Here is a 24509-nt window from a genome sequence, read left to right on the forward strand (position 1 = left end):
GCATTACTTTTTTTAGAACTTTCCTTTCTGTTGACATAATTAATTGGATTGTAGTCAACCTTTTTCAGGACAAGACAATAAAAAAACAAACCCGACAGGTTTCAAAAAACTGTCGGGTTTATTTTTTTTAATTTATTTATCATAAAAACTACTCGATATCCTTAATAAATTCATCGTATTCGAGATAGAACATTTCAAGAGCATTCATCTTTTCAAAGAAAAAATCAAAAATAGTATCCCAATTATTGCGATTACTAAAACCAACACCGGTTTTTTCCACCCAGATTCGACTAATGGTTTTGCCACTTTCAAGCGTATACTCTTTTTCGAAAACCAAATCTTTGATGAATTCTTCTTCCAGAATATTTTTTAGAGCTTCCAGTTTTTCAAAATAGGCATTTCTTTTCTCATCGCTTCGCTGTTCGATATCAATAAAAACCTGTGCTTTTTTATTGTCTACGTAAAATTTAAAAGAGAAATCTTTGATTTTGGTATCATAAAGTACCCATTTACGAGGGTATTTTTCGGCAAAAGCCACCCAAAATTCTCTTTTTATTCGCTGTGATTCTTCTTTACTGTACATTTTTAAAAACGGGTATAGTCGAGACTATTTTACGATTTAAGTTCAAATTTATTTGCGAATAACGTACTATTTATACCTGCTTTATGTAAGATTTCATCGGTATTGGAGATAAAACAACGATAAGATGGGTTGGTTTACCATTGGAATCTCCATTGGGTCTGTCGTTAAATACTTGGTAATTAGCAGGTATCAGCTTTGACGTTTCGCGAGTCAAATTTACATTAATATTTTGAAGATTCACAGTCATTCTTGCTCCGGTTCTGTGCAAATCTATCGGAATATGTTCTCGACGGTATTTGGATAGATTTGAGGAACTGTAAAATTTCATATTGTTTCGTTTGCTGGTGAGATCACAGTAGTAGCAGATAAATAGGTGAATTATAAATTAGTTTTTTACGACTTTTATATTCGCTTAGAGAATGGGCTGTCACTGCAGTATATTTTTTATATGGGCATAAAGATTTTCGGAAGTAGTTTACATTAAAATTTGTAGGGTGATAAATTCTAAGCTATCTTTAGATATTATTTAAAAGTATTCGTAACGTTATAATATGGATTTTCAAGATTTTTTGCACTATGTTCCTACTATAATCCCGGTTGAGTTGCCGGCTATTCAGGCTCATTTGAAGATGGCCCCAAAGGAACGGGTAGAAGCATTGAAAAACCTCAATACAGAAGCGATAAATCCCAGAATAGCAGCCGTTATGATGCTATTTTACCCTAAAAAAGGCAAAACGCATTTGGTTTTAATAGTCCGAAATGCTTACAACGGAGTTCATTCTTCGCAAATTGCTTTTCCCGGTGGAAAATACGAAATGACTGATGCAGGATTTGCGACAACAGCTTTAAGGGAGACACATGAAGAAGTAGGTATTTTGCCTGAAAAGATAAATGTAATTAAGGAATTTACTCCCGTGTTTATACCGCCAAGTAATTTTATGGTACATCCTTTTTTGGGAGTTGCTTCAGAAGAGCTTTCCTTTTATCCGGATGTCAGAGAGGTTGCAGATATTATCGAACTGCCTCTTTCCGTTTTTTTAAATGACGAAATTATAATCGAAGCCACGTTGTCAACTTCTTATGGATCCAATATTCTGGTTCCGGCATTTAATATTCAAAATCATATCGTTTGGGGGGCAACAGCGATGATATTAAGTGAATTGCGAGATGTTTTAAAATTGACTTTTGAAGGCAATACTTGAAAACAATGAATTAACAATTTGATATTCATAACGATAAGCATTTGTCTTAGAAATTGCTTAATAGTATTTGTAAAAGAATAATTTTTGTAAGTTTGCGAACTTAACTAAAAAATACAATACACAGCTATGGGATTGTTTAAACGAAATCCTTTCGGACATATATTATTCATCAAGAAATGGTTAATCCGTGTTTTGGGTGCCATGACGCACCGAAGATATAGAGGTTTTAATGAATTACAGATTGAAGGATCCGAAATCATAAAGACATTACCGGATACCAATGTTTTGTTTATATCCAATCACCAAACGTATTTCGCTGATGTTGTAGCTATGTTTCATGTTTTTAATGCCAGTTTATCAGGTCGTCAGGACACGATTAAGAATATTGGTTATTTATGGCAACCCAAAATGAACCTGTATTACGTTGCAGCCAAAGAAACAATGCAAGCCGGTTTATTACCAAGAATTTTGGCCTACGTTGGTGCAATTACAGTAGAGAGAACCTGGCGTGCCAAAGGAGTTGATGTTACCGAAAAAAGAGAAGTAAACCCCAATGATACCGAAAATATTAAAATTGCGTTGGAAGATGGTTGGGTAATCACATTCCCACAAGGAACTACAAAATCGTTTAAACCCGTTAGAAAAGGAACGGCTCATATTATAAAACAACATAAACCTGTTGTGATTCCTATTGTGATTGACGGTTTTCGTCGTTCATTTGATAAAAAAGGATTGCGAATGAAAAAGAAAGGTATTTTACAGTCCTTTATAATCAAAGAACCTCTTGATATTGATTATGAAAATGATACAATTGATGAAATCGTAGAAAAAGTAGAATATGCCATCGAGCAACACCCGTCATTCTTAAAAGTAATCCCTGCCGAAGAATTAAAAATGCAGGAAGAATTGAATCAAATGAGAAGATGGGGGTATTAGAATTTTAGATTTCTGATTTTAGATTTTAGATTTGAAAAGTTTCAGGTTTCTGGAATACTTATTATGCATTTTAAAGATCTTTAAGGAAAAGAAGTTATAGTTTAATATTTACTACTAAAAAAACTCAGAATCTTAGCGACTCAGAACCTTAGCACCTCCAGAAAAATCTACAAATCAATCTTTCTCAATTCTTTATAATTAGCGTATAATCTGCGTAGCAGTGTTCCGTACAATAATCTGTAAAAGCACCAGAACAAACCTAAGAAAGCTAATGTAACCAAGACTAAAATTCCGCCCATAGCAAACATTGCTTTACCGTTTGTGGCTAATTTTTCTCTTAAAAAGTTCATTTCCGGATTGTATACAAATGCAATAAAGAAGCTGATTATTGAACTTAGTACAGCCATTGCTAAATTATACCACACATAATATTGAACCGTTTTTCGGGTTTTCAGTATACTACTCATTAAGAGTTTGGTAGATCCTGTGGTCGATATTGTTTTATAATTTTTGTAGAAAAAATAGACGAAAATTAAAACAACTACATAATTGAAGTACGTTAAAACAGCAAGGTAAAAAATCATTTCGGGATGTTTTATCTTAATTAACATCTCATCAGTACTGAAAAATAAGTTTGAAACGGTCCAGAATAAAATTTCCAAAATACTGATAATCAAAATCCACTTCACAATGGAAGACGATTTTTTGTGTATCATTTTGTAGATTTCATTTTCTGAAATTTGTTCAAAAGAATCAGCATTCTTTTTCCAGTCTTTTTTTAATAAATCCAGTTCTTTCATAATAATTTTTAAGGATTTAGTATTTTTTTAAGTTTCCCCTTTATTCTGTTCATTTTCACACGTGCATTCACTTCGCTGATCCCCAAGGTCTCGGCTATTTCTTGATAATCTTTGTCTTCTAAATACATAAAAACTAGTGCTTTTTCAATGTCATTAAGCTGATAAACGGCTTTGTACATCAGTTTAATTTGTTCTTCCTCTTCATAGTTGTAATCAACATCTTTTACAAAATGCTGATGACTTTCATAATCTACAGTAGATATGGTTCTTTTGGTTTTTCGGTATAAGGTAATGGCGGTATTTAAAGCAACGCGATACGTCCAGGTCGAAAATTTACTATCACCTCTAAATTTAGGATAGGCTTTCCATAATTGAATAGTAATTTCCTGAAACAAGTCTTTATGAGCATCTTCGCCAGCAGTATATAATCTACAAATCTTGTGGATTATATTCTGATTTGCCTGCAATTGCACAACAAATGACTGTTCTAGATTTTCGCTCATAAGGTATTAGTAGTGTTGTGGTAATTTTTGTTACACACTTCAATTAAAAATCTTTTCCTTTGTAATAATTAACCATCAAATCAACAAATTTACTGTAGCTCTCCATACCGTCTTTTTGCTGGTTTATTTTTAGGAAATTATCATAAAAAATATGAAAACCGGTTTCAATAGGGGTTTCATATTGTTTCCAAAAATCCTGACTTTCCTGATAGTTTTTTAAAATGCCAACATGAACCGTTTTCTTTAATTGATTAAAAAGAGGTTCATTCTTAGCCTGCCAAATGCCAAGGCAATAGCGCAAAGCAAAACTATAACCGGAATACTGGTAATATAAATTATCATTTTTAACGGTTGCCAAAACGCCGATAAAGTTGCATTCGCTTTCGCTCGCATACCCTATCTGATGTGCCATTTCGTGACAACTTGTTGCCGGAAAATTATACATGGGCAATAAGTCATTGACCTGTGCTTCATTGGTAAACGGATTCAGATAGCCTCCAAATCCCATATAAGTCAAAGGTAGGCTAAAAAGAGACTTTTTGATACTTAGATTTTGATAAGTAAAATAGGGGTGCTCTTTCGCAAGATTTTGATAGCCGTTTAGATTCATCTGAAAAGCTTGTTCCTGCGAATAAGGGAAAACAACTTTGGAACTGTCTTTTTTGGTTATCTGAAATTGAATTTCATTTGTTTTTGCTATCAATTTTTTAGTAAAGACTAACAGCTCCGCATCAGTGTATTCTCTTTTGATTTTGATTTTTTCAAAAAGAGGTTCGCGATAATAATTGAGTGCCCAAAGAAGATGGAAGAAAAAGTAAAATATAGATATGACACTCAATGCTCTTAAAAGATGATCTTTCCAATTTGATTTCCATGTTTTACGGTTTTTCCAAATCCAGCGAATTAATAAAACGATCAAAACAAAGTAAATACAGTCGCCTACTGAAAAAGGAATATGACCTAAAAAGATTCGTGAAAAATGAGCTATTTTCAGGTACAGACCATTGCTGTAAAAGCGTTCGATGGATTCCGGGAAAAAAGGAAGAATCTTTAATAGAATAAACTGTAAGAGAAGTAATAAAGGTAGAATGTATTTTCGCTTCACAATGTAAATTTTGAATACGTAAATATAAATACAATTATTAGTTTTTTATAAGGGATTTTTGATATTCTTGCAAATCGTAAACAGAGGAGAGCTACATTTATAATGATTGGAGGTAATAAAAAACAGAAAAACCGAAGCGGCTTCGGTTTTTGTTTGTATTTTTTAGGAATTAATTCTTTGGTAGCGGTTACATAGCAATGATATCGTTTTTCATGACTATTTTATATTAAGATTAATAATACATAAAAGTATGACATTATTATCGTTATAAAAAGTTAATTAACATTTTAAAACTTCTTTAAAGTTTCCTTCCTTAAATTTACCTTCTTTGATAGCATTTTTACGGACAAATTCATAGGTGAAAATATTGCTAAGACCTGTTAGACTATGGCGTGCAGTAATTTGAAATTGTATGTGTGTAGTGGAGGATTTCATTTTTTCGGATAAATTTTCATAGGTGAGGAATTGAATACAGTTATTGCCATATTTTTTGTTGAATGGAATATAACCGGGAACGTAATTGACCTTATTTGTTTTAAGTTCAAATTTAGAAAAGATCTTGTTGATAATGCCGTTTTCTCCTTGTATGATGTAATAGTAATTGGTTCTGGCTTCGATATCATAAGCGCCAAAGAAGGATTTGTTAATAATTTTGAAAGAAAAGCAAATTTGATTGGTCTTATCAAAGGGGCTATCGTTTTTTGCTATTAGTGGCACTATTTCAAATTTAGGCTTTAGAAAGATCAAAAGAGTAAATATAAAAATGAAGGACGCAAGGATGCTGCAAATGATATTGAAGATAAAAGCGGAAACTGTAAATTCTGAAAAAAGGATTTCCATACAATGAGTTTTATTTTATAAATTAAAAAGTAATAATTAAAAGTAAGAAAATTTCTATAAATTTAATAAAATTTATTATTTGTGTTAACCTTTGTTTGTTAATTAGAAGCAACGCCCATTGATTGATTTTATTTGTAAATTGAATAGTAGATACTTTTTTTTAAGAGGTAATACTTTCTTAACTTTGAAGCTCTTAATTGTTAAACTTCAAACACAAAATAATGAGTCAGGAAATAAGAAATCTGGAACCTAAGGCGCTATGGAATAAATTCGCTGATCTGAATGCGGTTCCACGTCCGTCAAAGAAAGAAGAACGAGTGATCGAGTTCATGAAGAACTTTGGAAATAGCTTAGGTTTAGAAACTTTTGAAGATGATATCCGTAACGTAATTATTAGAAAACCGGCAACAGCGGGAATGGAAAACCGCAAAGCGATTGTGATGCAGGGACACCTTGATATGGTGCACCAAAAAAATGCTGATACTGTTTTTGATTTCGATACACAGGGAATCGATATGTATGTTGATGGCGACTGGGTTCGTGCTCGTGGCACTACACTTGGCGCAGATAATGGGTTAGGAGTAGCTACTATTATGGCCATTTTAGAAAGTAAAGATATTCCGCATCCTGCTATTGAAGCTTTGTTTACAATAGATGAAGAGACCGGAATGACAGGAGCTTTAAACCTAAAGGGAGGGATTCTTCAGGGACAGATTTTATTGAATTTAGATACGGAAGAAGATGATGAAATTGATATCGGTTGTGCCGGAGGAATTGATGTAACAGCTACCAGAAGTTATCATGAAGAAGAAGTTCCGGAAGGTTCTGTTGGGCATATTATTACCGTAAAAGGGCTTAACGGAGGTCATTCAGGAATGGATATTCACAAAGGGTTAGGGAATGCTAATAAAATTATGAACCGTTTGTTGTTTGATGCCTTTGAGAACTTTGGTTTGCAGGTGGCTGAAATAAATGGAGGTAGTTTGCGAAATGCAATTCCAAGAGAAAGTGTGGCTAAAGTGATTATCTCTGAAATGTTTGATGAAGCTTACATTTTTGATATGCAGGAAATCATCAACGATATTAAGGCTGAGTATAAAACAACGGAGCCAAACCTTTCTATTGAAATAGTGAAATGTGATTTGCCTGAAAAAGTAATGGATTTAGGGGTTCAGGAAGGAATTATTCGTGCTATTTATGCTGCTCATAATGGGGTTTACAGAATGAGTGCCGATATGGAAGATTTAGTTGAGACATCAAATAATATTGCCAGAGTAATCGTAAAAGACGGTGAGATTTCGATCGGATGTTTAACACGTTCTTCTGTAGAAACTTCAAAATTTGATTTGGCAAATGCATTGCGTTCTGCATTTGAATTGGTAGGTTGCGAAGTGGAACTTACAGGTTCTTACGCGGGTTGGACACCAAATGTAAACTCAGAAATATTAGAAGTATTAAAAGAGATTTACGAAAAACAAAATAATGAAAAGCCAAAAGTAGTAGCTTGTCATGCTGGTCTTGAATGTGGAATTTTAGGAACAAATTATCCGAATATGGATATGATTTCTTTTGGGCCAACCATTCACGGAGCGCATTCTCCGGACGAAAGAGCAAGTATTTCTTCTGCTAAAAAATATTGGAAATTTGTATTGGAGATTCTGTCTAATATTCCGATTAAATAAATTTTAGTATCAGTTTGTAGTCGCGGTTACCAGTTGTATACTGAAAACTGCGACTGCGACTGAATACTATTGTTAATTTTGTTTAAGGAGTGTTATTTTAAAAAATCTCCGTCAATTATCAGTAATTCAACTCCTTTGGTTGTTATGGAACGGTGTGAACTTACATCGTCAGAAACAATGTAGGTCATTCCTTTAGAGAGAATGAATTTTTCTCCATTTTCTAATTCGCTGATAAATTCTCCTTCGATGCAATGTACAATATGTCCTTTTTGGCACCAGTGATCTGCAAGGTAATTTTCAGAATAAGTAACTTTTCGAACGCGTAAGTTCCCTAGTTGTATAGTTTGCCAAAATGCCTTTCCGGTTTCGCCTTTATGTTCAGTTTTCGCAATTTGGCTCCAATCAATAGTTTGAAAAGGTATTGTAGACATAGTTCTTGTTTGTTGGTTCGTAATTAAGATTTATGGTTTTAAACAAAAAATCTCCAATTAAATAAGTGTTTAGTATTAGTTTACAGCCATGGTTATCTGTTATATACTAAAAAAACTGCGACTGCGACCGAATACTATTGTTAATCTCGTTTAGGGTTGTTTTTCTTTTCTCGCTTTTCTGCTTTTTTTTCTTTAGCCGTTTTTAACGGTTCTTTTTTTGCTGCTTTTTTGGAATCTAGACCTTTTGACATAGCTTTATTTTTTTAGGGTTTTTATTTCGGGTACAGTTTGTCTGTATACTTCTATTGAATCCTTTTGAAGTCGCACTTTTAGCCAGGATTTTAGTTTTTCTTTGTTTTCCGGAGTAATGTCCTTTTTACTCTGAAAGAGAATTATCGGAATAATTTTGGTTTTGCTGTCTTTGTTTTCGGTTGAATAATTTCCAATAGACAGCGAGGTAACAAATGGAAAGAGAATTTTGGCTTCGCTTCCTATTTGAAGATTTTTGAATTGATATTGGGACAATTGATTTCTTAAATCGTTAATTAAGACATCTTTTTGATCGACTAAGTTTTGGCTGGTGTTGATTTTTTTCATGATGTCTTTTGCCAGATTAAAAGTGTCCTGTTTGATAACGAGTCGGGTATTTTTCAGATCGTAATCGACCAATTTTTTATTTAAACTGATGATTTCACTATCGCTAAATTTTTTGGTTAAAAATGCTAATTCGATTTTTTTAGGATTCGTATTGTATTCAATGTTTTTGTAGATAATAGGGTAATCGTTATTTAGAAATTCTTTCTGAATAAATGTTTCTGTTTTAAAAGTATAATTTTTTTGAATGAATAACTGATAGGCAAAATAGATGCTGGGAATTATCATAAATAAAATCAGAATCGTAATAATGTATTTAACCCGTTTTTGATGTACCGTATTAAGCTGTTTGGTTATTGGGTATTTTAGGTAGTTTACAATGACAAAAGTGGCGATACAGATAAAAACACAATTGATTGTATACAGGTACATTGCGCCTAAGAAAAACTTAAAATTGCCTAATGCCAAACCATAACCGGCGGTACACAAAGGAGGCATTAAAGCCGTAGCAATGGCGACACCCGGAATAGGGTTTCCTTTTTCGACTCTGGTTACGGCTATTACTCCGACCAAACCTCCAAAAAAGGCAATTAAGATATCATATATATTAGGAGAAGTTCTCGCCAGTAACTCAGATTGTGCTTCTTTAAAAGGGCTTATGTAAAAGTAAATTGTCGAAGTGGCTAAACTGGCTATTGTAGCGATTAAAAGATTTTTAACGGATTTTTTTAATAATTCAAAATCATACATTCCCAAGCCGAATCCGGCACCAACGATTGGTCCCATTAATGGAGAAATAAGCATGGCTCCAATTATAACTGCAGTTGAGTTTACATTTAATCCGACAGATGCAATAATGATAGCGCAGACTAAAATCCAAAGATTCGATCCTCTAAAAGATACCGTACTGGTAATATTTTGTACTACTGTTTTTTTGTCTTCTTCTCCTTTGTGCAGGTCTATAAAATCCAGAATCTTATCTGTTATATTTGTCATTTTAAATTGATTTTTAAAATCGAAGACGATTTTAAGAGATGTATAATGTCTAATTTAATCAATTATTTGTTGTGATGCCATTATTTTGGAAGAATAATGCCTAAAATAAAAAAATCCCCAATTAGATAATTGAGGATTGATTTTATAATGGTGAAAACTTAATTTCGTTTTAATACTTTGTATTGTTCATAACAAGCACTGATAGCATCCATAATTTGCAAATCGTTTGCGGTTTGAATAAAAGAATCAGAATAGTTGCAACGGTGCATGATTTCGGGGATTTCATCTTTACTGATTCCCAGTAATACAGAAACAGTCTCGCGGTCGTATTTCGATTCTAAAAGGTTTCGAACAGTATCGTCTTTTTTCATTTCTTTAAGCTTCCTGAGCTCCTTACCGTTTTTTCCGAAAAAATTATAAAGCATATCCGCAGGATTAAAGATAGAGCCCAGTACTTTTCCAAATGCATTTGGAGAATATTCACCGGCTTCGTACCCTTGTGTAAGACCTGAAATACTATAGCGATAGTTTTCTTTAGTCGGAATTAATTTAGAATCAACTTCAAGATAACCCGTTAAGCTAAAGGGAGCAATAACAACTTCTTCAAGAGCGATTGCTTTTTCGGTAAGCTGAATTCTGGTTACTTTATTTTTTATCCAGTCATTCGTTACTCTGATACGAAGTGATTGGAATCCTAAAATCGAAAAGTGAAGGGTGTCATTGACTTGTACATCAATTTCAAAATATCCTTTTTCATCAGATTTTGCGCCTCTTACTTTGTTAGTGTTTATAATATTAACACTTGAAAGAGGTTGTTTGCTATTGTCGTTAATAATGTAGCCCGAAACTCTTTGTGGTATTGTAGAGGGGGTGTCTTGTGCAAAAGCAATAGTAGATAGTAGTGTAAAAAAGAAAACTGCGAAATATTTCATATCCTGGATTAAAGCACTAAAAGTAGTGAATCAAGATCAAATATTTCGCAGTATCTAAATATAATTATCAGAAAATTAACAAAGAGAATTAATCTCTTCTTGGTCTTCTTGGTCTTGGCGAATCACCAAAGCTTTCAGAACGTCTTGGAGCTCTGTCTGAACCACCTTCGCTTCTTGGAGCTGAACTTCTGTAACCACCTTCTCTTCTTGGAGCTGATGAGTTTCTGTCGCTTCTGAAACCACCTTCTCTGGAAGAGTTTCTGTCGCCTCTAAAGCCACCACCAGAACCTTCACGTCTTGGTGCAAAACTTCCTTCTCTTCTTGGACCTGAACTTCTTCCGCCACCAGAACGTCCGTTATGGTCACGTCTTCCGCCACCGTCATTTTTAGAAATTTCAACATTAATACGACGTCCTTCTAATTGTACGTTGTTTAATACTTCCATAACTTTTTCTGTGTGCTCAGGATCAGTGTTGAAGAAAGAGAAACCTTCTTTTACATCTACTTTGAAAACGTCATCACGACCTAAGTCTAATGTTTCTTTCAGGTAATCTTTAAGTGACATCCAATCGAAGTTGTCTCTTGAACCGATGTTTACAAAATAACGAACTGCTCCGTTGTTATTGAATTCTCTTGGCTCAGAATCATTTCTTTCGCGTCTTTCTCCAGATTGAGTAGAAATATCTCTGTTCTTTTTATAGTAAGCGATAAAACGGTTAAATTCTACAGATACCATCTTTTTAATCAACTCTTCTTTAGATAAACCTTCAAGAACGTTGTTGATTGCCGGAAGGTAATTGTCAATTTCGTGATCTACCTCAGTATCTTTAATTTTATTAGCTAAGTGTAATAATTGAATTTCGCAGATTTCGATTCCTGAAGGAATTGGTTTTTCTTCGAATTTTTGTTTGATGATTCTTTCAATAGAAGAAATCTTACGTAATTCACTTTTAGTAACAATAACGATAGAAGTTCCTAATTTTCCGGCTCTACCAGTACGTCCTGAACGGTGGTTGTACGTTTCAATTTCATCAGGTAATTGGTAGTTTACAACGTGTGTTACGTTATCAACGTCAATACCACGTGCAGCAACGTCAGTTGCAACAAGCATCTGAATTTGTCTTCCACGGAAAGATTTCATTACACCGTCACGTTGCGCCTGAGATAAATCTCCGTGCAATGCAGCAGCACTGTATCCGTCTTCAATTAATTTTTCAGCTACAGCTTGTGTGTCTCTTTTAGTACGACAGAAAACCACAGAGAAAATATCCGGATTTGCATCGGCTAAACGTTTTAAAGCTTCGTAACGGTCACGTGCATTTACTAAGTAAAATTCGTGAGAAACAGTTGCAGAACCTGAGTTCTTAGCACCTACTGTAATTTCAACAGGTTCGCTCATAAATTGTTTTGCAATTCTGGCAACCTCTTGTGGCATAGTTGCAGAGAACAACCATGTACTTTTTTCGTCTGGTGTATCTGATAAAATAGAGCAGATATCATCATAAAATCCCATGTTCAACATTTCGTCTGCCTCATCAAGAACACAGTAGTCTATGCTTTTAATGTTTACTAAACCTCTGTTGATCATGTCTTGCATTCTCCCCGGAGTAGCTACTATAATCTGAGCTCCTCTCTTAATTTCTCTGGCTTGCTCTGTAATACTAGCCCCGCCGTAAACTGCTACCACATTAATACCTTTTTCGTATTTTGAGTAGTTTTTAAGTTCGTTGGTAATCTGTAAACAAAGTTCTCGTGTTGGCGATAAAACTAATGCTTGTGTATTTCTGTTGTCAGCATCAATTTTTTGAATTAGCGGAAAACCGAAAGCTGCCGTTTTCCCTGTCCCTGTCTGAGCCAACGCAACCATATCTGTGTCTTTTTCCAATAATAGGGGAATCGCCTTTTCCTGTACCTCTGACGGATTTTCAAATCCTAGATCTAAAATCGCCTTCAGTAACGATTCATTCAATCCTAATTGTTCAAATTTATTCATATGTATTTTTAAAATAGGGTGCAAAATTACTGTTAATTATTCAGATAAACTAATGCTATTTTAAGAATTATAGATTTGTTATGATTTGATTATCAAAAAGTTATAAATATTATGAAATCATTTTGAGTTAGAAATTGTTAAAACAGGAAAAAAATACGTCGTGAAATGTGATTTTTTGAGTTTAAAATGTTGTATTTTAAACGGTTATTTTGCCGAATTCAGAAAATCAATTAGTTGTTGTGTTGCTTTTCCGCGATGACCGATTTTGTTTTTGATCTCTAAAGGCAGTTGGGCAAAAGTTTCGGTATAGTTTTCCGGTTGAAAGATCGGATCGTATCCAAAGCCCTCACTACCTGCTTTAGTGAGTGTGATATTTCCTTTTACGATTCCGGTAAAAAGATGTTGTTCTCCTTTTAGATTTAATGTTATAACGGTCTTGAACTGTGCGCTGCGGTCAGATTGGTCAGATAAAGCATCTAAAAGTTTATCCATATTGTCATTGGCATCGCGATGTTCGCCTGCATAACGTGCGGAATATACACCCGGAACGCCATTCAATGCTGTAACTTCAAGTCCTGTATCATCTGCAAAGCAATCATAGCCATAGTTTTTTGTGACATAATCAGCTTTTAGAATTGCATTGCCTTCTATGGTGTCTGCGGTTTCGGCAATGTCTTCATAGCAGCCGATCTCTTCAAGACTTAATATTTTTATAGTATCCGGAAGGATGCTTTGTATTTCTTTGATTTTATTTTTGTTGTTTGAAGCGAAAACGAGATTCATAAGTAGTATAGTTTAAAGTAAGTTTTTCTATTATAAAGGCAATTGTAATTCCAAAAGTATAAGCCAAAAGATCACTCCATAAAAATCCCTGTCCTAAAACATATCTTCCGAAAAGTGTCTTTCTAAGTGCAATAATCCAGTCTTGCTGACAAAGCTGAAAGATTTCGATACTATAACAGATTAATAAAGAAAGAAGTATAATCGAGTATGCTTTTTTACGAATAAATACAATTCTAATTAAGGTATACATCATTATGGCATAGAGTACGTCTCCAAAATACAACGGAATTAGCGTAGTTTTTCTTGACAGTATTCCAAGGCAGATTACGAAAAGAAATACGAGCGCATAGCAGATTCTTAATTTTTTCAATTTCTGTATTAATTGCTTTTGAGTTAAACAAAGATATAAAAAGGGGACAGATTTGCTGTAGACAAAAGCTAAAAGACGCAGTTTCTTTATAAGTTTTTATATATTAGAAGGATTATTAGTATCTTGAGAAACTTTAAGGCCAAGAGGTAAAAAATAAAAATTATGATCAAGAAAATAAGCAGGGTTTTGCTTGCGATTAGTATTATGGTAATGCTGGTAAGTTGTAAAAACACAAAACAAAAACTTCAGGAGTATGTGGTTGCTTACAATGGCGCTGCCAAAAGTTTTAAGGCAGAAAACGTGACGCTGACTACCGCAAGAGGTTACATAAACGACAATAAGATTGAACTTCGATTTGAGACCAAATTAGAACAAAACGACCCTAATAAATTGGCAGCCAGTGGATCGTTTCCTATATTATTAAAGGAAATGATAAATAAAGATCAAATTCCAAAAGAGTTAATCGAAGAAGGAGTACGATTTGATGTTTATTTTTTAGCAAACGATAATACCGTTCTGGCAAAAGAGATTCTGAATAAAGAAGCCATTGCGGTTTTATTGAAATAGTAATGTAGTTGATGGGGAGTCTTAGGGGAATGAGAAGAGAGTTGTTTCAGGTTTCAAGTTTCAGGTTTGTGGAATAGTCATTTTTCTTTGAATAGACCGGAATTATTTACTTAGTGAACGCTTGTTTTGTATAAAAATTATGTAGCTTTTGGAATTAAAAATCTAACTGCAAAGAAAAGTCGTTTTCACGCAGATTTGGCAGATTAAGCCGATATTCTTGTTTTGTTTTTTTCGATAAAAACAATCTGAATAAATCTGCTAAATCTGCGTGAAAAAAAATACTACGGACATAGGAGACCACAAAGTTTTATGCAAAGTGCGCTAAGAGTTTGATGATTGATGTTGAAAATTGAACCTGCTAAAAGACGTCAGTTTTTTATCTGCAAAGCCTTGCGATCTCCTATGTTTGCAGAGCAATTTTTTCACGCAGATTTAGCAGATTTATTCGAAATATTTTTATCGAAATCAGAGAGCAAAAATATCGGCTTAATCTGCCAGATCTGCGTGTATAAAAAGAAACTTTGCGTCTCAGCATAAAGAAAAATCTTTGCGTCTATTGCGGTTAAAAAAACCAACCGCAAAGAGAACTTTTAGTGTTTGGTTACATTCGTAAGATTATCCGGGAAGTAACTGTCTGATAAATTACTAAATTCATCTCCGCGCATAAAGATATTAATGTCTACATCGGCGAAGCTTTTTTTGCCGGCTGCAGCAAGAAGTTCATTTGCGGCATGTAAAGTGTTTTTGTGAAAATGATAGACACGATCTGACTTATCCGTAACTACTAAACCTTTCATCAGCATTTTGTTTTGGGTTGCAACACCGGTAGGACATTCGTTATTATGACAACGCAATGCCTGAATACAACCTAAAGAAAACATAAATCCACGGGCACTATTACACATGTCTGCGCCCAATGCAACAGCATGCAGAATAGAATAACCCGATATGATTTTTCCGCTGCCGATAATGCGTATTTTGTCGCGAATGTTTAACCCGACCAATGTTTTGTTTACGAATATCAAAGCAGGTTCAAAAGGCATTCCGACACCATCAGCAAATTCTAAGGGTGCGGCTCCTGTACCACCTTCTGCACCATCTACTGTAATGAAATCAGGGTAAATGTTTTCTGCGATCATTTCATGGCAAATGGCTTCAAATTCGGCTGTGTTTCCGATACATAATTTAAAACCGATAGGTTTGCCATTCGATAATTCACGTAAGTGCGCAATAAAATGAACTAATCCTTTAGCGTCAGAAAAGGCACTGTGACTTGGCGGTGAAAGAATTAAAGTATGCGGAATAACTCCTCTTATTTTAGCAATTTGAACGGTGTTTTTAGCTGCCGGAAGCACTCCGCCGTGACCCGGTTTTGCACCTTGAGAAAGCTTTATTTCGATCATTTTTACGTTCGGATGATTGGCTTTTTCTTTAAAATTTTCAGGACTGAAAGCCCCTTCCGGAGTACGACATCCAAAATAACCGGTTCCAATTTGCCAGGTAATATCTCCTCCGCCTTCTAAATGAAAGTCTGTTAATCCGCCTTCTCCTGTATTTTGGTAAAATTTACCTTTTTGTGCACCAATATTTAGAGCGCGAACGGCATTTTCGCTTAAAGAACCGAAACTCATGGCAGATATATTCAGTAAAGAAGCTAGATAAGGTTGTTTGCAATCTTTTCCGCCTACTAATACGCGTGGTAGTTGGTCATTGACTTTAGCAGGGAAAATTGAATGTTTGATTCCTTCGTAGCTGTCCTGATTTAAATTTAATTGTGTTCCAAAAGGGGAATTTGAATCAATATTTTTGGCTCTTTGGTAGACCAGCGAGCGTTGATTTCTGGAAAAAGGTTTACCGTCTGTAGATCTCTCAATAAAATATTGTTGAATTTCGGGAGCAATCATTTCAAATAAATACCTGAAATAACCTAAAACCGGAAAGTTTCTCAGGATGGCATGTTTGGTTTGAACAGCGTTATAGATTCCAACGACTAATAGGATAGGTAAGATAATAACGAGTAAAAAACCACGATCTGTATAATAATAGACGGTCGCAACAAGTAGAAACAATAAGAACCCGTATATAAAGAATTTTTTTCTCATGTTTTTTTGAAATTAAGATGGAACAGTTTGGTAATTAGTTGAAACGCAAACGAACGTATACGTGTTTAATGCCTTTTTTGTCTGATTCTCTTTCGTCAATTTCGAGAATATCAGTTAAGGATTTCAGCATCGGTGTAAGTTTTGAGAAACCATAGTTTCTAGGGTCAAACTCGGGTTTTTTCTTTACAATCAAATTTCCTACATCACCCAGGAATGCCCAGCCGTCATCGTCTTCGATGTCTTCGATGGTAGCTTCGATGAGTTCAATAGTTTGTTTGTCGATTTTGTGAAGTGCTTTTTCGGCAGGCTTTTCAACCGGTTTTTTAATATCGGTAGTAGCGACTTTGGTTTTCTTTTTCTGAGTTGCGCTGTCTAAAACTTCAATGTAAATAAATCGGTCACAGGCAACAATAAAAGAGTTAGGTGTTTTCTTTTCTCCTATACCAATCACTTTCATACCGGATTCTCGCAGCCGGATAGCTAAACGGGTGAAATCACTGTCGCTCGAAACAATGCAAAAGCCATCCAGTTTTCCGGAGTAAAGCAGGTCCATGGCATCGATTATCAGGGCTGAGTCGGAGGAGTTTTTACCTACCGTATAACTGTATTGTTGTATTGGAGTAATGGCGTGTTCAAGTAAGACTCCTTTCCATCCGTTGGCGTTTGGTTTGGTCCAGTCGGCATAAATGCGTTTAGTGGTTGGGGTGCCAAATTTTGCTATTTCTTCCATCATGCCTTTTACATTGCTGTAAGGAACGTTGTCGGCATCGATAAGAACGGCTAGTTTTAAATCTTTTGAGGTGCTTAAAGCCATTTTTTAGCTATTAGAATTTATAATCTTCATTTTAAAAATGCTTTTAAAAGTACTAAAAAATAAAACAATTTTATTCGGTTACGTGGAATTTATAACAGGTATAAATTACGGATTTGGGTAGTGCTAAGATTTATTTGTAGGATATTAATTGCAAATTATTGGCTTTTTTTCTTAAAATTTATTAAAGTATTGTATTGAATCCGATTCATTTTTAAATTATTATGATAACCGAGAATAAATATTTATTTTTGCTCGCGTTTACAATTAAAAAAATATTACTTCATTATATTATGGTAAAAGATTTATTCGAAAGAATTCAGGATAATAAAGGACCTCTAGGAAAATGGGCTTCTCAGGCAGAAGGTTACTATGTTTTTCCAAAGTTAGAAGGAGAGTTGGGACCAAGAATGACTTTTCATGGTAAAAATATTTTAAATTGGAGTTTAAATGATTACTTGGGTTTAGCAAATCATCCGGAAGTTCGTAAAGCAGATACTGATGCTGCAGCTCAATTTGGCGCGGCATATCCAATGGGTGCCCGTATGATGTCCGGTCACACAAAATACCACGAACAATTAGAAGACGAACTGGCTGCTTTTGTAATGAAAGAATCGGCTTATTTGTTGAATTTCGGGTATCAGGGAATGGTATCTATCATTGACGCTCTGGTGACTAAAAATGATATTATTGTTTATGATGTAGATTCTCATGCTTGTATTATAGACGGAGTTCGTTTGCACATGGGTAAGCGTTTTACTTACAAGCATAATGATCTTGAAAGTATGGAAAAAAACCTGCAAAGAGCAACAAAAATGGCTCTGGAGACAGGTGGTGGTATTTTATTTATTACCGAAGGTGTTTTTGGAATGCGTGGACAACAAGGGAAATTGAAAGAAATTGTTGCAATGAAACAAAAATACAATTTCCGCTTATTGGTCGATGATGCACATGGTTTTGGAACGCTTGGTAAAACAGGTGCCGGAGCAGGTGAGGAGCAGGGAGTTCAGGATGGTATAGATGTGTACTTTTCGACTTTTGCAAAATCTATGGCAAATATTGGTGCTTTCGTAGCGGCAGATAAAACAGTTATTGATTATTTAAAATACAATTTACGCTCGCAAATGTTTGCAAAAGCACTACCAATGATTCAGACAATCGGTTCATTAAAACGTTTGGAATTGTTGCGTAACTCTTCTGCAATAAAAGATAAACTTTGGGAGAATGTAAATGCTTTACAAAACGGATTAAAAGAAAAAGGATTCAATATTGGTGATACAAATACTTGTATTACACCGGTTTATTTAGAAGGAAGTATTCCTGAAGCAATGGTTATGGTAAATGACTTAAGAGAAAATTATGGTATTTTCCTTTCTATTGTAGTTTATCCGGTTATTCCAAAAGGAATTATTTTACTTCGAATGATTCCGACTGCTTCTCATACATTAGAAGATATTGAGGAAACGCTAACGGCTTTTGAAGCCATTCGTGAAAAATTGGTAAACGGAACATATAAAGAAATTGCAGAAAGAACAACTGTTGATGTTTCTTAAATATAAAATTCTCTTATGGGAATTATGTAAAAAAATCCATTCTTACACAGAATGGATTTTTTTTTATTTGATTTAAATTTATAATTATAAACCCTAAAATTTATAATTATGAAAAAAATACTTGTACTAACGATAATTACTTTAGCTGTTTTCGCTTCTTGTAAAAAAGTAGCTGAACCGGTAGAAATTGCACCAAATCCACCAAAAGAAGCAGAAGCTGTAGCGCCTTCGGGAGACCAATGTTATGCTTCGATTGCCAATAATAGTATAGTAGAACTTAGTTTTAATGTTAATTCACATCAGGAAGTTAACGGGAAATTGAGTTATGCTTTATCGGGAAAAGATAAAAATAACGGAACGATTATCGGTAATATGAAAGGGGATACGTTGATTGCGGACTATACCTTTATGTCAGAAGGACTTTCGTCTGTTAGAGAAGTTGTTTTTCTGCAAAAAGACGGGGCTTTTATTGAAGGATACGGAGACGTTGTCGAGTCAAATGATAGGGTAACGTTTAAAGACAAAACAAAACTAAAATTTGATCAGAAAAACGCATTGACCAAAGTAGATTGTAAGGTAGAATAAAATAAATTTATTTATATTTTAACAAACCGGACAGGTTTTTAAAACCTGTCCGGTTTATTATAATTATATAAAATAATTATATAAAATATTTAGGAAAGATCTTTTTTGTATGTTTTTCTTTGGCAGTGTACTTTTGGATCAAAGTTTTTCCAGATAAGTTGGATCGCAGTGTTTTCGGCTAATTCCGGAGTTCTGATACAATTTACAATTCCTTTTTCTGAGAACGTTTTATAGTATTCATCAAATATAATGGCAGTAACACCTTTGTTTTGATAGTCGGGATGTACACCAATTAGGTAGAAAACAACATCTTTGCTCTGTTTTCTGGCTTTTAACAGATGGTAAAAGCCAAAAGGGAAAAGTTTTCCTTTCGCTTTTTGTAAAGCCTCAGAAAAGCTAGGCATTACAATACTAAAAGCGACTAAATTCTCGTCCTTATCAACCACAAATTTGATGTATTCGGGATTGATAAAACTGATGTATTTCTTTTTGAAATATTCTTTTTGAACATCGGAAATAGCAACAAACGAAGCTAAGCTTGCGTAGGACTCGTTAAACAAATCAAACATTTTGTCCACGTGTGGCATAATGTCTTTTGTCTTGGTAAACGTAAGTGATTTTAAGCTGTATCTTTTTTTGATTAATTCCTGCGCTTTAAGAAAAAATTCAGGCTTCACATTAGAAAACGGAAAGGAATTTTCGAGGTATTCTTTCTCGATTTGAAAACCTAATTGTTCAAAGTGGGTTACGTAATAAGGGTGATTGTACCAGGTAATCATGGTTCCCATTTGGTCGTATCCTTCAGTCAGTACTCCAACTTTATCTAAATTAGAGAAGCCCATTGGACCTTCAACATATTCCAGATTGTTTTGTTTTCCTAATTCATATACTTTCTCTAATAACGCTTTGGTAACTTCCAGATCATCGATAACGTCAAACCAGCCAAAACGAACTTTTCTTTTGTGCTGATCATTAACTTCTGACCAGTTGATAATGGCGGTTATTCGACCTACAATTTCGTTGTTTTTGTAGGCCAGATAGAAATAAGCTTCGGCATTGTCAAAAGCGGGATTTTTAGTTTTATCAAAAGTTTCCAGTTCGTCAGCAATAATAGGCGGAACCCAATACGGATTGTTTTTGTATAACGAAAATGGGAATTTGATGTAGTCTGTTAATTCTTTTTTGCTTTTGGCTTCTTTAATTGTAATCATTAAGATTGTATGGATGAAATATCTCTTTGTTTGGAGATTTAAGTTATTAAATTTTTATTCGTATTTAGATTTACGTTTTCTTTCTTGTGCCTGATAATCTGTTTCTTTTTTAGATTTAGGGTCTTTTTTATTTTTTCTGGCCTGTCTTTTAGCTTCTGTTTGATTTTCTTTATATTTTCCGTCATAACGCCATGAAACTCCAACTCCTCCGTATAATATTGAGGGAGTGTCTTTAAAATTAGTACTTATAGAAGCATCAACCTGTAAGTTTGGATTAATTAGATAGGCTGCTCCACCACGCACAATGGCATCGCTGTAAAAATCGCTTTTATACCCCTGATTTTCAACAAAACCGGACCATTTGTTGTTGAATCCGTGTGTTAAAGTTAATACATAACCATAACTAGGGTAATCTGTTGTGATGTAATCGGCAATAATATTGGTTACAAAGACCCATTTTCCGCCACCAAACTGATTTTGAGTAATCAAGACTACTTTTGGAGAAATGCTGGATTCAGGAGAAAAAGAGTACGGATTGTTTGAGCCAACAAAATTAGCTCCTGCAAAAAGAGATACTGCCGGTATTAGTTGATGCCAGTTAAAGCTATGATTGGCTTTGTAGCTGTATATGTTTTTTGTTTTTTCGTAGTTTTTAAAAGGATCATAAATTAGATATTTCGCTCCTAAAACAGTTTGTCTGAAGTTATTTCTTTTATGGTTGTTGTATGGCGAATTATAAGCTTCCATTTGGTACTGTAAATCAAGTACAAATTCCAGTTTTTCCAGAAATGCACCATAGCGGAATGTTAAATCGGTACCAAAACCATTTGCGTCATAATTTAATAAATCATGCTTTTCTTTTATTCCGTAAAAGCCAATTTCGGCCTGAATAACAGATTTTCCAACAGCGAAGGCAGACATGGTCTCACCCGGGCGGTTAGAATTAATGATATCAGTATATTGTGCGAAAAACAATTGTGGTGTAAAAAAAATAGCAGTAAGAAATAAGTTTTTAACTTTTAACATAAACGTAATTTTTGATTAAAAAGTAATAACGCATTTCAAATGTACATATTTTATTATTTATTTAAGATTGATATTTTAATTTTAAACGACAGATTTCTTAATTTTGAAAAAAAAATAAACAATTATGCAAGAAGCATCTTTTTCAGGTTTAATAAAAGCTATTTTTTACATCTTGGCTTTTTATTATATTTTTAAATTTTTAGCTAGAATCTTTTTGCCTGTGTTGGTTAAAAAGGCTGTAGAAAAAGCAGGAGAGAATTTTCAGAGACAACAACAATATAGCCAGAGCAATTCATGGCAAAACACGCAACGCAATACAGATGAGATAATTGTTGATACTGCGAATGCGAAAAATCCCCGCGAAACCAAAAAAGTGGGAGAGTATGTTGATTACGAAGAAATAGATTAAGTTTGTGTCCTGAAAAAACTGGATTCATCATTTAACCAAACTTGCCTAAATTGAAAATAGTAAATAAGTTCTATCCGCACGCCCTTGTTGTATTGGGCTTTATTCTCGTTTCCTTAATTTATTTTTACCCGGTTCTGCAGGGGAAACAAATTTTCCAATCTGATATTGCTCAATATACCGGAATGGCAAAGGAGCAAAATGATTTTAGAGCTACAGAACATGCTGAGCCCTATTGGACGAATTCTGCTTTTGGCGGGATGCCAACCTATCAGCTGGGAGCAAATTATCCTAACGATTATGTTGGGAAATTAGACGATGCATTGCGTTTCTTACCACGTCCTGCCGATTATCTGTTTTTATACTTTTTAGGTTTTTACGGACTGCTATTGGTCTTAAAAACCGATCCTTTAAAAGCTTTTATCGGTGCATTGGCATTTGGTTTCTCGACTTATTTAATTATTATTTTAGGAGTGGGGCACAATGCAAAAGCACATGCTATTGCCTATATGCCATTGGTTATTGCCGGATTTATACTGGTTTTTCAGAAAAAATACATTTGGGGAGGTTTGCTCACCATGTTTGCAGTGGCGTTGGAGGTTAATGCCAATCACTTTCAGATGACCTATTATTTACTGATTTTTCTACTGATCCTTTCGGGGTATTATGGATTTAATTTCATTAAAAATAAAGAATACAAGCCTCTTTTAATTTCATTTGGTGTTTTGCTGGTTGCAGGTATTTTTGCTATTGGGGCCAATGCGACCAATTTGTTGGCAACCAGTGAATATGCTAAATTTAGTACACGTAGCAATAGTGAATTGACTTTTAATCCGGACGGAACAAGAAAAACCAATGAAAATGCATTAAGCCGTGAGTATATCACAGAATACAGTTACGGAATTGCAGAGAGTCTGAACTTGATTGCGCCAAGACTTTTTGGAGGTTCAAACCATGAAAACGTGGGTACTGACAGCCGTATGTATTCTTTTATGCTCGAAAAAGGAGTTCCATCAGAACAAGCGCAGGATTTTGTATCCGGTATGCCAACCTATTGGGGAGATCAGCCAATTGTTGCCGCTCCTGCTTATATTGGGGTTGTAGTTTTCTTTTTGGCGGTTTTGGCATTGTTTATTGATGACAGAAAAATTAAATACGTTTTTCTTACGGGAGCATTGTTTTCTTTAGTGCTTTCATGGGGAAAAAACTTTGCTTTATTAACAGACTTTTTTATCGATTACGTTCCTATGTACGATAAATTCAGAGCCGTTTCGTCTATTCAGGTAATACTTGAATTGTGTTTCCCTGTTTTGGCTGTTATGGGATTACAATCGTTTTTTAAAGCTAAAGAAGAACCAAAACTACAACAGAAAGCATTGGTGCAAACCGGAGTTTTTGGTCTTGGAATTTTGTTGATTTTAGTATTTGCTAAAAGCATGTTTCATTTTTCAGGAAGTAGTGATAGTTATTTCTTAGAAAGCTACGGACCGGATTTCGTTGAGGCGCTAAAAGAAGACAGAATGAGTTTGTATTCAGCAGATTTATTGCGATCAGGCTTTTTTATCGTAGTGACTTTTGGAATTCTGTGGTTGTTTATTAAAAACAAATTCTCGCAAAATACAACTTTAATTGTTGTGGGTATTTTAATGATTTTTGATTTGTTCTTTGTCGATAAAAAATACGTTTCAGCAAAAGATTTTGTTAGTCCGGTAGAAATTGCAGCTCCGTTCCAGGAAACGCCTTCTGATGCTCAGATTTTAAAAGATACAACACATTATAGGGTTTTTGAAGTAAACGGAAACATGTCAAGTGCCCGTGCTTCTTACTTTCACCATTCATTGGGTGGGTATCATGCCGCAAAACCAAGAAGAATTCAACAGTTGTTTGATTATCAAATCGCGAAAAACAATATGGAAGTTCTGGATATGCTAAATGTAAAATATATTATCCAGACCGATAAAGAAGGAAAGGAATTCCCGACAGTAAATCCTAATACTAATGGTAATGCCTGGTTTGTAAGCTCTGTAAGACTTGTAAATAAACCGGATGATGTTATGAAAGCATTAGACGATATCGATACCAAAAGAGTAGCTGTTTTTAATGTTCGTGAGCACGAAGGTAAATTCAGAAGCGCGCGTTTAAAAAAGCAATGGGACACGACAGGAACGATTAAAGCAGTAGTATACAAGCCAAATTATATTAAGTACCAATCAGATAACAAAAAAGACGGTTTGGCTGTTTTCTCTGAAATGTATTATAAAAATGGTTGGAATGCTTATATCGACGGACAATTGACAGATCATTTCCCTGTAGATTATGTTTTAAGAGCCATGGAAATTCCGGGTGGAAAACATACTATAGAGTTTAAATTTGAACCTCAGGTTGTAAAAACCGGAAGTACAATTACCTTAATAAGCTCAATCGGAATGTTGCTATTATTGATTGGAGGGATTTATTATGAAAGGAAAAGAGTAATTTTACATACAAAGTAAAATTAT

24 protein-coding genes are annotated in these 24509 nt (G+C 34.4%); 8 read left to right on the plus strand and 16 right to left on the minus strand.

Annotation, left to right across the window (positions count from 1 at the left end; genetic code table 11):
• Window positions 1–148: 148 nt before the first annotated feature.
• Together G3A47_RS20940 and G3A47_RS20945 are read right to left on the minus strand one after the other, a co-directional pair.
• Window positions 149–583, minus strand: a complete 435-nt coding sequence (locus G3A47_RS20940) for a DUF4268 domain-containing protein (RefSeq protein WP_166925974.1) — start codon at window positions 581–583, stop codon at window positions 149–151.
• Window positions 584–653: 70 nt separating this feature from the next.
• Entirely contained in the window at window positions 654–911 is a 258-nt protein-coding gene (locus G3A47_RS20945; RefSeq protein WP_166925976.1) for a hypothetical protein, read from the minus strand.
• Between the two features lie 223 nt (window positions 912–1134).
• Between G3A47_RS20945 and G3A47_RS20950 the strand changes: the two genes are divergently transcribed.
• Window positions 1135–1785, plus strand: a complete 651-nt coding sequence (locus tag G3A47_RS20950) for an NUDIX hydrolase (RefSeq protein ID WP_166925978.1) — start codon at window positions 1135–1137, stop codon at window positions 1783–1785.
• Window positions 1786–1911: 126 nt separating this feature from the next.
• Window positions 1912–2721 (plus strand): lysophospholipid acyltransferase family protein, encoded by an 810-nt coding sequence (locus G3A47_RS20955; protein WP_166925980.1) that lies wholly within the window; start codon window positions 1912–1914, stop codon window positions 2719–2721.
• Between the two features lie 167 nt (window positions 2722–2888).
• Here G3A47_RS20955 and G3A47_RS20960 read toward each other — a convergent pair whose 3' ends face one another.
• The 4 genes from G3A47_RS20960 to G3A47_RS20975 form a co-directional block, all read right to left on the minus strand.
• Complete coding sequence (locus tag G3A47_RS20960; protein ID WP_166925982.1) at window positions 2889–3521, minus strand: hypothetical protein; 633 nt, start codon at window positions 3519–3521, stop codon at window positions 2889–2891.
• Between the two features lie 8 nt (window positions 3522–3529).
• The gene (locus tag G3A47_RS20965) at window positions 3530–4024 is read right to left on the minus strand and encodes an RNA polymerase sigma factor (RefSeq protein WP_047778797.1); all 495 of its coding nucleotides are present in this window, start codon (window positions 4022–4024) and stop codon (window positions 3530–3532) included.
• Between the two features lie 43 nt (window positions 4025–4067).
• Window positions 4068–5129: a DUF3810 domain-containing protein gene (locus G3A47_RS20970; RefSeq protein ID WP_166925984.1), complete on the minus strand. Its 1062-nt coding sequence runs from the start codon at window positions 5127–5129 to the stop codon at window positions 4068–4070.
• A 279-nt stretch (window positions 5130–5408) separates the two neighbouring features.
• The gene (locus G3A47_RS20975) at window positions 5409–5846 is read right to left on the minus strand and encodes a hypothetical protein (RefSeq protein ID WP_166925986.1); all 438 of its coding nucleotides are present in this window, start codon (window positions 5844–5846) and stop codon (window positions 5409–5411) included.
• 344 nt (window positions 5847–6190) lie between these two features.
• Between G3A47_RS20975 and G3A47_RS20980 the strand changes: the two genes are divergently transcribed.
• On the plus strand, window positions 6191–7651 hold the full coding sequence (locus tag G3A47_RS20980; RefSeq protein ID WP_166925988.1) for an aminoacyl-histidine dipeptidase: 1461 nt from the start codon (window positions 6191–6193) through the stop codon (window positions 7649–7651).
• Between the two features lie 92 nt (window positions 7652–7743).
• On the opposite strand, the gene G3A47_RS20985 is transcribed toward G3A47_RS20980, so the two are convergent.
• The 6 genes from G3A47_RS20985 to G3A47_RS21010 all read right to left on the minus strand — a co-directional run bounded on the left by G3A47_RS20985 (window position 7744) and on the right by G3A47_RS21010 (window position 13750).
• Window positions 7744–8082 carry a DHCW motif cupin fold protein gene (locus G3A47_RS20985; protein WP_166925990.1) on the minus strand — a complete coding sequence of 113 codons (339 nt, stop codon included), beginning with the start codon at window positions 8080–8082 and terminating at the stop codon, window positions 7744–7746.
• Window positions 8083–8337: 255 nt separating this feature from the next.
• On the minus strand, window positions 8338–9672 hold the full coding sequence (locus G3A47_RS20990) for a DUF389 domain-containing protein (protein WP_208328382.1): 1335 nt from the start codon (window positions 9670–9672) through the stop codon (window positions 8338–8340).
• A gap of 158 nt (window positions 9673–9830) precedes the next feature.
• Window positions 9831–10604, minus strand: a complete 774-nt coding sequence (locus G3A47_RS20995; protein ID WP_166925992.1) for a carboxypeptidase-like regulatory domain-containing protein — start codon at window positions 10602–10604, stop codon at window positions 9831–9833.
• Between the two features lie 88 nt (window positions 10605–10692).
• Window positions 10693–12597, minus strand: a complete 1905-nt coding sequence (locus G3A47_RS21000) for a DEAD/DEAH box helicase (protein WP_166925994.1) — start codon at window positions 12595–12597, stop codon at window positions 10693–10695.
• A 204-nt stretch (window positions 12598–12801) separates the two neighbouring features.
• Window positions 12802–13380, minus strand: a complete 579-nt coding sequence (locus G3A47_RS21005; RefSeq protein ID WP_166925996.1) for a non-canonical purine NTP diphosphatase — start codon at window positions 13378–13380, stop codon at window positions 12802–12804.
• A complete protein-coding gene (locus G3A47_RS21010) occupies window positions 13346–13750 on the minus strand; it encodes a ribosomal maturation YjgA family protein (protein ID WP_243860532.1) in 405 nt (134 codons plus the stop codon). The genes G3A47_RS21005 and G3A47_RS21010 overlap by 35 nt, the downstream gene beginning before the upstream one ends.
• 162 nt (window positions 13751–13912) lie before the next feature.
• Here G3A47_RS21010 and G3A47_RS21015 point away from each other — a divergent pair, with 162 nt between their 5' ends.
• Window positions 13913–14317, plus strand: coding sequence for a hypothetical protein (locus G3A47_RS21015; protein ID WP_166925998.1), 405 nt, complete (start codon window positions 13913–13915; stop codon window positions 14315–14317).
• A gap of 590 nt (window positions 14318–14907) precedes the next feature.
• On the opposite strand, the gene G3A47_RS21020 is transcribed toward G3A47_RS21015, so the two are convergent.
• Together G3A47_RS21020 and G3A47_RS21025 are read right to left on the minus strand one after the other, a co-directional pair.
• Window positions 14908–16419 carry an FMN-binding glutamate synthase family protein gene (locus G3A47_RS21020; RefSeq protein ID WP_166926000.1) on the minus strand — a complete coding sequence of 504 codons (1512 nt, stop codon included), beginning with the start codon at window positions 16417–16419 and terminating at the stop codon, window positions 14908–14910.
• Window positions 16420–16453: 34 nt separating this feature from the next.
• On the minus strand, window positions 16454–17233 hold the full coding sequence (locus G3A47_RS21025) for an NYN domain-containing protein (protein ID WP_166926002.1): 780 nt from the start codon (window positions 17231–17233) through the stop codon (window positions 16454–16456).
• Between the two features lie 290 nt (window positions 17234–17523).
• Here G3A47_RS21025 and G3A47_RS21030 point away from each other — a divergent pair, with 290 nt between their 5' ends.
• Together G3A47_RS21030 and G3A47_RS21035 are read left to right on the plus strand one after the other, a co-directional pair.
• Window positions 17524–18783, plus strand: coding sequence for an aminotransferase class I/II-fold pyridoxal phosphate-dependent enzyme (locus G3A47_RS21030; RefSeq protein ID WP_166926004.1), 1260 nt, complete (start codon window positions 17524–17526; stop codon window positions 18781–18783).
• 108 nt (window positions 18784–18891) lie between these two features.
• On the plus strand, window positions 18892–19368 hold the full coding sequence (locus G3A47_RS21035; RefSeq protein ID WP_166926006.1) for a hypothetical protein: 477 nt from the start codon (window positions 18892–18894) through the stop codon (window positions 19366–19368).
• 89 nt (window positions 19369–19457) lie between these two features.
• On the opposite strand, the gene G3A47_RS21040 is transcribed toward G3A47_RS21035, so the two are convergent.
• Both G3A47_RS21040 and G3A47_RS21045 read right to left on the minus strand, forming a co-directional pair.
• Complete coding sequence (locus G3A47_RS21040; protein ID WP_166926008.1) at window positions 19458–20579, minus strand: GTP cyclohydrolase; 1122 nt, start codon at window positions 20577–20579, stop codon at window positions 19458–19460.
• A gap of 54 nt (window positions 20580–20633) precedes the next feature.
• A complete protein-coding gene (locus G3A47_RS21045; protein WP_166926010.1) occupies window positions 20634–21605 on the minus strand; it encodes a transporter in 972 nt (323 codons plus the stop codon).
• Between the two features lie 124 nt (window positions 21606–21729).
• On the opposite strand from G3A47_RS21045, the gene G3A47_RS21050 reads away from it, so the two are divergent.
• Both G3A47_RS21050 and G3A47_RS21055 read left to right on the plus strand, forming a co-directional pair.
• A complete protein-coding gene (locus G3A47_RS21050) occupies window positions 21730–22014 on the plus strand; it encodes a DUF4834 family protein (protein WP_166926012.1) in 285 nt (94 codons plus the stop codon).
• Window positions 22015–22064: 50 nt separating this feature from the next.
• Window positions 22065–24503 (plus strand): YfhO family protein, encoded by a 2439-nt coding sequence (locus G3A47_RS21055; RefSeq protein ID WP_166926014.1) that lies wholly within the window; start codon window positions 22065–22067, stop codon window positions 24501–24503.
• The last annotated feature ends 6 nt before the right edge of the window (window positions 24504–24509 follow it).

This window comes from Flavobacterium poyangense, from assembly GCF_011751075.1.
Lineage (GTDB): Bacteria > Bacteroidota > Bacteroidia > Flavobacteriales > Flavobacteriaceae > Flavobacterium > Flavobacterium poyangense.

Coding starts and splice junctions, on each gene's coding strand:
- G3A47_RS20940 (WP_166925974.1), bottom strand. CDS start 583: ATGTACAGTAAAGAAGAATCACAGCGAATAAAAAGAGAATTTTGGGTG.
- G3A47_RS20945 (WP_166925976.1), bottom strand. CDS start 911: ATGAAATTTTACAGTTCCTCAAATCTATCCAAATACCGTCGAGAACAT.
- G3A47_RS20950 (WP_166925978.1), top strand. CDS start 1,135: ATGGATTTTCAAGATTTTTTGCACTATGTTCCTACTATAATCCCGGTT.
- G3A47_RS20955 (WP_166925980.1), top strand. CDS start 1,912: ATGGGATTGTTTAAACGAAATCCTTTCGGACATATATTATTCATCAAG.
- G3A47_RS20960 (WP_166925982.1), bottom strand. CDS start 3,521: ATGAAAGAACTGGATTTATTAAAAAAAGACTGGAAAAAGAATGCTGAT.
- G3A47_RS20965 (WP_047778797.1), bottom strand. CDS start 4,024: ATGAGCGAAAATCTAGAACAGTCATTTGTTGTGCAATTGCAGGCAAAT.
- G3A47_RS20980 (WP_166925988.1), top strand. CDS start 6,191: ATGAGTCAGGAAATAAGAAATCTGGAACCTAAGGCGCTATGGAATAAA.
- G3A47_RS20985 (WP_166925990.1), bottom strand. CDS start 8,082: ATGTCTACAATACCTTTTCAAACTATTGATTGGAGCCAAATTGCGAAA.
- G3A47_RS20990 (WP_208328382.1), bottom strand. CDS start 9,672: ATGACAAATATAACAGATAAGATTCTGGATTTTATAGACCTGCACAAA.
- G3A47_RS20995 (WP_166925992.1), bottom strand. CDS start 10,604: ATGAAATATTTCGCAGTTTTCTTTTTTACACTACTATCTACTATTGCT.
- G3A47_RS21000 (WP_166925994.1), bottom strand. CDS start 12,597: ATGAATAAATTTGAACAATTAGGATTGAATGAATCGTTACTGAAGGCG.
- G3A47_RS21005 (WP_166925996.1), bottom strand. CDS start 13,380: ATGAATCTCGTTTTCGCTTCAAACAACAAAAATAAAATCAAAGAAATA.
- G3A47_RS21015 (WP_166925998.1), top strand. CDS start 13,913: ATGATCAAGAAAATAAGCAGGGTTTTGCTTGCGATTAGTATTATGGTA.
- G3A47_RS21020 (WP_166926000.1), bottom strand. CDS start 16,419: ATGAGAAAAAAATTCTTTATATACGGGTTCTTATTGTTTCTACTTGTT.
- G3A47_RS21025 (WP_166926002.1), bottom strand. CDS start 17,233: ATGGCTTTAAGCACCTCAAAAGATTTAAAACTAGCCGTTCTTATCGAT.
- G3A47_RS21030 (WP_166926004.1), top strand. CDS start 17,524: ATGGTAAAAGATTTATTCGAAAGAATTCAGGATAATAAAGGACCTCTA.
- G3A47_RS21035 (WP_166926006.1), top strand. CDS start 18,892: ATGAAAAAAATACTTGTACTAACGATAATTACTTTAGCTGTTTTCGCT.
- G3A47_RS21040 (WP_166926008.1), bottom strand. CDS start 20,579: ATGATTACAATTAAAGAAGCCAAAAGCAAAAAAGAATTAACAGACTAC.
- G3A47_RS21045 (WP_166926010.1), bottom strand. CDS start 21,605: ATGTTAAAAGTTAAAAACTTATTTCTTACTGCTATTTTTTTTACACCA.
- G3A47_RS21050 (WP_166926012.1), top strand. CDS start 21,730: ATGCAAGAAGCATCTTTTTCAGGTTTAATAAAAGCTATTTTTTACATC.